7 protein-coding genes are annotated in these 8,671 nt (G+C 69.6%); 5 read left to right on the forward strand and 2 right to left on the reverse strand.

The features are described from left to right. Both ABH926_RS45405 and ABH926_RS45410 read right to left on the reverse strand, forming a co-directional pair. On the reverse strand, positions 1–918 hold the full coding sequence (locus tag ABH926_RS45405; protein WP_370373244.1) for an SCO2523 family variant P-loop protein: 918 nt from the start codon (positions 916–918) through the stop codon (positions 1–3). Beyond that, complete coding sequence (locus ABH926_RS45410) at positions 918–2,801, reverse strand: SCO2524 family protein (protein WP_370373246.1); 1,884 nt, start codon at positions 2,799–2,801, stop codon at positions 918–920. Before ABH926_RS45410 ends, ABH926_RS45405 begins: the two co-directional genes overlap by 1 nt. A 203-nt stretch (positions 2,802–3,004) precedes the next feature. On the opposite strand from ABH926_RS45410, the gene ABH926_RS45415 reads away from it, so the two are divergent. The 5 genes from ABH926_RS45415 (at position 3,005) to ABH926_RS45435 (ending at position 8,464) form a co-directional block, all read left to right on the forward strand. Then, positions 3,005–4,840: an SCO2524 family protein gene (locus tag ABH926_RS45415; protein ID WP_370373248.1), complete on the forward strand. Its 1,836-nt coding sequence runs from the start codon at positions 3,005–3,007 to the stop codon at positions 4,838–4,840. A 1-nt stretch (position 4,841) separates the two neighbouring features. Further along, positions 4,842–5,762, forward strand: a complete 921-nt coding sequence (locus ABH926_RS45420) for an SCO2523 family variant P-loop protein (RefSeq protein ID WP_370373250.1) — start codon at positions 4,842–4,844, stop codon at positions 5,760–5,762. Then, positions 5,759–6,796: an SCO2522 family protein gene (locus ABH926_RS45425; RefSeq protein ID WP_370373252.1), complete on the forward strand. Its 1,038-nt coding sequence runs from the start codon at positions 5,759–5,761 to the stop codon at positions 6,794–6,796. Before ABH926_RS45420 ends, ABH926_RS45425 begins: the two co-directional genes overlap by 4 nt. Beyond that, positions 6,777–7,769 carry an SCO2521 family protein gene (locus ABH926_RS45430; protein WP_370373253.1) on the forward strand — a complete coding sequence of 331 codons (993 nt, stop codon included), beginning with the start codon at positions 6,777–6,779 and terminating at the stop codon, positions 7,767–7,769. Before ABH926_RS45425 ends, ABH926_RS45430 begins: the two co-directional genes overlap by 20 nt. A 173-nt stretch (positions 7,770–7,942) precedes the next feature. Continuing rightward, positions 7,943–8,464: a GNAT family N-acetyltransferase gene (locus ABH926_RS45435; protein ID WP_370373255.1), complete on the forward strand. Its 522-nt coding sequence runs from the start codon at positions 7,943–7,945 to the stop codon at positions 8,462–8,464. Positions 8,465–8,671 lie beyond the last annotated feature (207 nt).

Raw genomic sequence — 8,671 nt, forward strand, 5'->3', positions numbered from 1 at the left:
TCAGAATCCTTCCCACGCGTGGTCGTCGATCACCTTGATCGCCAGATTGTCGAACGAGCGCGGGGTCTCTGCCTTGGCCAGCCGGCGCCTGACGTCCGCATCCGTGAGGATCTGCTCCCGCCACAGCAACATCGGCTCCAACGGAGTGGTCCCGAGCAACATGTCCTGCCCCAGCCCTCGGCTCTTCGCCAGGGCCTTGAGCGTGTCATCGCTGCGCACGACCCAGCGCTCCTGCTCGGGCGTCGACTCCCCGCCGAAGGCCGACGAGTTCGGCACCGCGGTGCGGACCGTACGCACCAGCCTGAGGAACTCGCTCTTGCCGAAGCCCGCGTCGACGGCACACGAGATGATGCCGTTGTCCTCGAACAGCAGGCCGCTGGCCGCGATCACGTGCTGTGTCGTCCACCGGTGGAACAGCAGCAGGCGGACCGGATCGGCTTTCTTGGACCGGTTCGCCGGCGAGACCGCGTGCAAGGACATGTCCAGTGCCGCCGAGCGGCCGGCGCTCAGATCGACGACGCAGACGTCGAACTCCTGCTCGACCTTGCGGAAGAGCTGCACCACCCTGTCGATGTGGTCACTGGTGACATGGAACTCCGCACCGCCGAGGTCGCCGGGGAACAAGGTCAGCTTCCCCGAACCCGGCGGCCGCTCCGTGAGCTCCGTGCGCTCCGTCACGCCGCGGATCTCGGCGCGCGCCGGTTGCGAGGTCCTGCCGAGGATGGAGGAGTGCAGGCCGCCGTCACGGCTGCCCCGCTCCAGGCTCGGGATCTCGAAGATCGCGCCCGCGTTCGGCGACCCGAAGTCGAAGTCCAGGTACGCCACGTCCCGGCCCATCAACGAGATCCGGTACGCCAGGTTGCAGCTGGTCACCGAGCGGCCGGTACCGCCGTTGTCGGAAGCGGCGAGGATCAGCATCAGCGGCTCCGTCCGGCGTCCTCGTGGGCCTGTTCCAGCGCGTCCAGCAGCCGGAGGGCCCGTTCTGTGAGCGCGATCGCCGTTCCGGTGCGACGGTGGCGGAGTTCGCGGGCGCGGCGGATGAGGTCTCCGATCTCGTCGAGCCGCTCGGTCAGTGCCCTGAAGCCGCTGAGGTCGGAGCGAAGCAGTTCCCTGTTATATATGCGTTCTGCCTCATGCAGGAGCTCCAGGAGGTGGTCCTGCATCGGGGTACTGCGAAGCGGCTCCCGCTCGATGGCCACGGCGGCGGTGACCAGCGCCTCGACCACCTTCTCGGTCTGGCGCCAGGACGGCCGGTCGGGCTTGGGGCCGGCCAGTCCGGGGAAGCCGCTGACGTCGTCCCACAGCTCGGCCGGACCGCCGTCCCCGGGCAGCCGGCGTTTGGCCAGATGCTCCATCGCCGCCTCGGCGACCGCCGTGAGCGCCTCACGGACCTCGACGTCGCCGGTCAGCTGCAGGGCCTCCAGGGCCAGCTTCATGACCAGCGGCGCGTAGTCCGCCGTGTACAGGACCAGGATCGAGCCCGCCGCGTCCTGGGTGCCGGTCAGGAACTGGGGGACGCCGGGGTGATGCAGCCCGATCGCCGGATCGCTGTCCGCCATCCGGCTGGTGAGGCGGCCCCGGGACGCCAGGTCGGAGATGAGGCCGGCGGCCTTGGCCAGATCGGTGTCGGTGGCGGCCCGGTCGGCCCGGTCGGCCAGGTCGTGGATCAGTACCGAGGCGACCAGCAGCGAGAAGTACTCGGATTCCTGGCCGTCGCTGGTCCGCCAGGGGATGTCCGCCACGGGCCAGCGGTCCGGGTCGAAGCGCGCCATCCCCGACCAGTACTTCTGGGTGAGACTTTGGCGCAGAATAAGGGCGTCGGCCAGGCTGCACTGTTCTTGGTCCAGGAAGCTCAGGGTATTGAGTCGGCCGACATACAGATCGGCGATGCTGTCCAGAGCGGACACCGTGAAGTACAGCCAGGGGCGCGCGACGGCGAACCCTGCTTCGCCCGACATTCGGGACCGAAAGTCTTCGAGCGGCCGGGAGTCCCGCGAGACCCCCCACGTCCAACCGCATTCGAAGAGCTGGTCCGCATCAGGCATGCTCTCGTCGAAGATGCCGAGCCGGACGTCTTGCCCCAGCCGGATGCGCAGGCGCTCGAACCGTTGGTACAGGCCTTGTTGGAGCGCGGCGTCGGTGCGTGCGCCGTGGCGCAGCATGGCGAGGATGGAGCGGCCTTCGTCGCCGTCGACGCCGACCGCGTGCACGACGAAACCGCGTACCAGCCCGGTCATCGCGGCGGTCAGCCGGCGTGAGGCCCGCCGGCGCAACTCGTCGAGCTTCTCGCGCTGCTTGGCCTGCATTTCCAGACCCCGGCGCGCGTCGGCGAACACGAACAGCGCCAGGCACAGCGTGACGGACACCGCGAAGGAGTCGACCAGCGCGAACTCCTCGCGCTGCCCGTCCCGCGACGGCGGTTCGTCCGTGCCGAGGACCCGCAGGCGGCCGTCGGCGCCGAACCGCGGCTCGCCGTCGCCGTCGGTGTGGTTCGCGAAGTACTCCAGCGCGATGTCCACCAGCGTGCGCGGAATGCGGGTGGGCTCCCCCAGCGGCCGCAGCGCGGCGGCGACGTCGGCGGCGACGCGGTCCGGATCGCAGACGTCGAACACCTCGATCCGGGTGATCGGGAGGAACAGGCACAACAGCTGTTCGGCGTCCGCGATCGGGTCCGAACCGCCCATCCCGCCCCAGATCCACGTCCCGGCGCCGTGGCAGTCGCGCAGCGTGGCACGCCAGATATCGAGAATCTGCCTGCGTGGTTCGATCCGCACCCGGGCCCCCTGAAGGAAGATCGCCATGTCAGAGCTCTTTTTCCCGCGCACCATGCTATCGGCGCCGCCGCCGGCCCGGCCGGGCCCCGCGAGAATCCCGCCACCTGGATGTATCAGACCTCGACAACCTGGGTAGGGGCTTTGGCTGGCAGACATCGCCGTGCTGATCCCGCCTGCGACATGGGACCGAGCACGTGCAATCGGGGCAGGTCAGGGCAGGGGCGGCAGCATTGAGAACGAACCCACGACAACACATCCTGGACACGTGGCGGGCTTTCGCGCGCGCGACGTTCAGCAGCGGGGAGTGGGCCTGGGGTGGTCGCTACACCTCGAACAGCATCAGCGACGCCGAGCAGATCCTGATCCTGCTGTATCCCGCGACCGAGGTGCCCGGCTTCCGGCTGGACCGCCCGGACGCCATCGAGGATGACGTGCTGGCGGTGCTGCGGCCGATGGGCAGCGGTCTGGACATCCCCATGCGGATGCTCGAGGCACTGGAGCAATACCTGACGCGCTACACCGACGACGACGGCGCGCCGACCTTCACCGGCGGTTCCTACCTGCTGACGGAGGACTCGGACAGCGAGGTGAAGCCCGAGCAGTCCGAGTACGACGTCACCGAGTCGTACTCGATCTCGGTCACCCTGTGTCTGTCCGCGAAGGGCTTCCTGCGCGAGTTCCAGCGCACCGTGGAGCGCCGTGAACTACAGAGCCGGATCGACACCGTGGTCCTGGCCATCGACACGCGCCTGACCGCGGCCATGGTCGGCCTGCTGCGCTCGTTCGTGGTGAACGTGCTGACCCCGGACACCCCGGCGGAGTCCGTGCTGCTGCGCACGGTCAGCCAGGGCCGGGTCGTGGGCCGCACACTCACCCAGGACCTGCGCGGCCAGTTGCAGCCGGTGCGCGACAAGCTGCCGGAGCTCACCTTCGGTCTGCCGCCGGAGAACGAGCGGGTGCTGCGCGACTACCCGGAGCGCTTCTTCGAGTGCGGCTGGGCCTGGGGGGTGGCGCAGGACGCCACCGACATCGAGCTCCCGGCCGCCGAGGGCGTGAAGCAGCCGCACGGGATCGCCGAGTCCCGTCCGGTGCTGCACTTCACGGTCAACGCCCTGGACGGTCTGGCCGACCTCTTCTCCACCCGCACCTCCCGGCAGGGTCTGCTGACCTCCGAGCAGCAGTCCCTGCGCGAGGCGCTGAACCTGCGCTGGGGCCTGGCGCTGCAGTACTGGTCCACGATCGCGACGTTCGGAGCCGGCCGCTGGCCGGTGGAGGACGTCCCCTGGCAGGCCACCGACGGCCAGAGCTCCCCCTACTTCTCCGAGCTGGTGCTCTCCATCGTCGCCATGGCCCAGCAGGGCGGGCCCTCGGGCAGCGTGATCGGCCGCATCGTGGCCGTCGTGGAGGAGCTGGCCCAGCGCGGCCTGGTCAACCGGCGCGCGACCGAGGACGACCGCAGTGTGCTGCTGCACGATCCCGGCGTGCAGATGACGCTGCGCGGCTCGGAGATGGAAGGCCCGATGCTGGCCTGGTCCTACAACGGCTACGCCGCCACCCTGGCCAAGACCGCGCTGCGCATCGCGAGCGTCACCACCAGCCGGCGCAACCGCGCCCGGCTCATCGAGATCGCCGACGCCTCGGTGGAGCACCTGCTCAACCGCCGCCAGCAGCCCGACGGGCTGTGGGACCAGCTCTCCAACGTCTACCCCGGCCTGCCGACCTCGCCGGCCACCCCGGCCTGGGACATGACAGAGCGCTCCATCGAGGTCTTCGTGGCCGCGGCCGGTCTGATCGCCGACCCGCCGGTGGCCGACCCGGGCCAGGTGGACCAGGCCAACACCAAGATCGCCGAGGCCCGGCACATCCTGGACCAGGAGCGGCTGACCACGCCCACGGCCGGCGGCTCGCAGGAGCAGAAACTGCTCAGGGAGGCCGAACAGTCGCTGAACCGCGCCGAGTCCCTGTCCTCCGAACGGCCCGCGACCGCCGCGGCGCTGGCCGACAAGGTGCTCAGAGAGTTGGACGAACTGGCCTTCGCCCGCCAGGCAGCGAGCAGGAGCGCATGACGTGCTGATATTCGCCACCTCCGACAAGGGAGGAACGGGGCGCTCGGTGACCAGCTGCAACATGGCCTACCGGCGGGCACTGCAGGGCGAGGCGGTCGCCTATCTCGACTTCGACTTCGGATCGCCCACCGCCGGCGCGATCTTCGACGTGCCCAAGGCCGAGCGCGGCGTGGACGCCTCGGGCCTGCACTCCTACTTCACCAAGCACACCGAGGCCCAGCAGCTGGACACCGCCCTGCACTCCGACAGCGACACGCTGCGCGACCTGCCGCGGATCTCCGGCGCCAGCCGCTTAGTCCTGCTGCCGGGGGACAAGGACGGCGGGGAGTTCTCGATCAGCGCGGACATGCCGGCCCGCTGCGCGCAGCTGTTCCTGAAGCTCGACCGCGAATTCGACCTGTGCATCGTCGACCTGTCCGCGGGCCGCTCCTACGCCGTGGACCTGGTCCTGGAGGCCACCGCCCGGCCCGAGCTGGCCGCGCTGACCAGCCGCTGGCTGGTCTTCCACCGCTGGACCAAGCAGCACATCCTGGCCGCGCACGGCCTGGTGTTCGGCGAGAAGGGGCTGCTCAAGGCCGGCGAGCGCCGCGGCCACGACCCGCAGCGGCTGAACAACTCGGTGCGCTACGTGCGCACCGCGGTCGTGGACCTGGGCGTGGACCAGGAGTCGGTGACCCGGCCGGCTCAGGGCGCCTGGCTGCGCGCCTACGACCAGAAGCTGCGGGAGCAGGCCGACAAGCTGCGCATGGGCCGGGCCCGCCTGGCCGGGCAGATCCCCTACGACCCCATGCTCCAGTGGAGCGAGCAGGTGATCGACGACTCCGATGTCAGCGGGCTGAAGATCGCCAACCAGGCCACCGTGCAGGCCTTCGAGGACCTCGCCGCGAAGCTGTCGGACGAGAGATTCTGGGAAGGGCTGTGACGGCCGTGGACGTCAGCTACGACGAGATGACCCAGACCGCGAAGGTGGACGCGGTACCGCTGGGTCACCTCTCCGTCGAGACCGGGCACCTGTACCTGGACGACTTCGCCGAGGGCGACCGCAAGATCGCCCGCCAGCTCGAACAGGCCGCGCCGTGGCTGGAGGCGGCCGGCAAGCGGATCCGCAAGCGGTTCGGGCGCAACGCCCGCATCAGCACCTGCTTCCTGGTCGACGACTACACGCCCTCCGGCTCGGCCCTGGACCAGCCCAAGCCCTCGGAGGTGGTGGACATCGTGACCACCGCCGCCGACCAGGCCGGGTTCCGGATCGACTACCTGGCCCGGGAAGCCGGCTGCGCGGTGGCCTGCGAGCGCCCCTACTCCGGGCCGCGGGACCAGAGCGCGCTGGCCGACATCGTCGCCGGGCTGATCGTGGAGGAGGCCGCGGTCGGCGCCAACGGCTCGCGACCGCCGACCGCGCAGACCGGGTGGCTGTCCAACGGCGAGCGCTCCCCGGCGGTCGCGGTGGCGATGGACGCCCCGGACTGGGAGCCGCCGGAGGAGTTCGGCAAGTACCGGCACTCGGTGTTCGTGGACATCGAGCTGTGGAGCCTGGACAACAACCAGACGCACGCCGAGCGGCAGTACTCGTGCTCGCTGCTGTCGGCGGTGTGGCAGCTGCTGCGCCTCGGCCTGCTGCGCAACGCCGGCAAGGCGGTGGCCAAGCCCTACCGGTTCGGCCCGAACGAGGCGTTCCCGGACCTGTGGTCGCAGCTGCCGAGCATCACGCAGCTGACCGCCGACGCGGCTCCGTTCGCCGCGTATCAGGCCCTGTCCGTGCTGCCGCCGCACTTCCGGGCGGCCGAGCACGCCGCGGAGATCATCATCGACCATCTACGATTCGACGGGGCAGTGCTGAAGCAGACCGCGGACCGGGCCCGTGACGAGACGAACCCGGTGACGTTACCGGACAACCCCGTCGGCCGGATGAGCCACTTGTTCTTCGATGACGTCCATGTCACGCACAACGACTGACCGGGACCGGAACCGGACCGTCCACGACGACGGCACGCAGCCCTGGCTGGGCTTCGGCGAGGTCCGCACCTGCCTGATCCAGAACCTGGGCACGCTGTCCCCCTCGGCGAGCGTGGCCCTGATGCAGCTGACCCCCGGCTCCCCGGTGAGCAAGGTGGACCGGCCGGTCCGCCGCGTGGTCTCCCCGGAGCAGGTCACCGGCGTGGACTGCCGGCTGCAGGTGGCCCGCGAGGGCCGGGGCCGGGCCATCGGCACGGTGCTCAGCCACGCGGTGGTCACCAACGGCCGGATCCTGCAGGGCACCGCGTACGTGGCGCTGAGCGAGGCGACGTCCAAGGAGCGCCGCGAGTGGCGGCACTACCTGCGGCACCAGGGCGTGGTGGAGGTGCTGGGCTCGCCGAAGCCGCACAACATCGTCGACGGCTACCTGGCCGACGTCTCCCCGCCGGCCCGCGGCCTGGACCTGGCCTCGATCAGCGACCGCATCATCGACGAGGTGCAGCAGAGCGACACCCTGAACCACACCACCGCGCTGCGTGCCAGCACGGCCGTGGTCCGCTGGGCCGCCACCCTGGCCAAGGACGCCAAGCCGACGGTCGGCATCGCCAAGAGCGACCTGCCGAACCTGCACGTGATCCGGCTGAGCGGGGCCCCGGACGACCTGCCGATGCTGATCCGCTTCTGCGAGGAGTTCGCCCTGCACGAGTGGCTGCTGACCACGGTGCAGGACGTGATCGTGCCCCGGGCCGAGACCGACATCGCCCGCGACCGGGACCCGCTGGACTCGCTGCTGTTCGCGCTCAACGAGTTGGTGCCGCTGTGGATGCCACCCACTCACCTGAGCCCGGATATGAAGGCTCTGTGGGAAGCTATGGAGAGCCGGACACACTACTCGCGTCTGTTCGAGCGTCAGGTCGCGCGGATCCGGGACCTCAGGGACCAGGTGAAGATCAGGCCGCCCCGGCGCTTCTAGCCCGGCCGGGGCGCGCCGCCTGCGAACCAGGCGCGGCTGAGGCACGCCCACCGAAAAGAGCAACCTCCGTACGCGGCGACGCCGCGTGCCGGTAACATATGTGCCCTTGAAGGTGGTCCCATACCCCCTATCAGAAACCTGTAAACACGGATCCGAGTTCTGACGAGGTGTGCGTGACCACCATCCACGAGGCGTCGAGCCAGGCTGACCCCGAAAGCCCCGCAGGCAGCTCTCTGCGCCTCGTCCGGGAGGACGACCTGCCGGGCCTGGAGGTCCTGGACAAGGAAGTCTTCGACGACCTCGCGTATTCCATGCACTACCTGCGCACCTTCTTCAACCTGTTCAGCTCCACCTGGTACGTCGCCGACTGCGGCGGCGAACTCGCCGGCTACGCCCTGGTCGGCCCGAGCTCCGACAAGAGCGGCGCCTGGCTGCTGGGCCTGGCGGTGAGCAGCGGGCACCAGGGGCGCGGCCTGGGCAGCGAGCTGATGACCAAGGCCATGGAGGTGTTCGCCGAGGCGGACGTCCCGTACGCCTACATCACCGTGCGCCCCGACAACGCCGCCGCCGAGCACCTCTACCAGAAGTTCGGGTTCCGCCAGTTCGGCGAGGAGCACGAGAACTACTACGGGAACGGGGAGCGGCGGAAGGTGCTGCAGCGGTCGTTGGTGGCCGATCCTTACGTGGGCGGGTAACGCTCCTCTGATTTCCCCATGCGCTGTGGCCGCCGGTACGTCGTGTGTCGCGGGTTGCGGTTCGCGTGTTCACGGGCGAAGGTCAAGGTCAAGAGCTAAAGGCGCCTCCGGCGGCAATGCCACGTAGCTTAGTTTGATCATGGTGTTGGTCTGTGGTTTTCGTCTGTGGTTCGGGGTGGTCGGTTAGGGTCGGTGTCGTGTCCCAGG

The organism is Catenulispora sp. GP43 (assembly GCF_041260665.1).
Taxonomy (GTDB): domain Bacteria; phylum Actinomycetota; class Actinomycetes; order Streptomycetales; family Catenulisporaceae; genus Catenulispora.

What these genes read in the sequence shown, in the direction of transcription:
- ABH926_RS45405 (WP_370373244.1), bottom strand. Translation starts at nt 918, where the DNA reads ATGCTGATCCTCGCCGCTTCCGACAACGGCGGTACCGGCCGCTCGGTG.
- ABH926_RS45410 (WP_370373246.1), bottom strand. Translation starts at nt 2,801, where the DNA reads ATGGCGATCTTCCTTCAGGGGGCCCGGGTGCGGATCGAACCACGCAGG.
- ABH926_RS45430 (WP_370373253.1), top strand. Translation starts at nt 6,777, where the DNA reads ATGTCACGCACAACGACTGACCGGGACCGGAACCGGACCGTCCACGAC.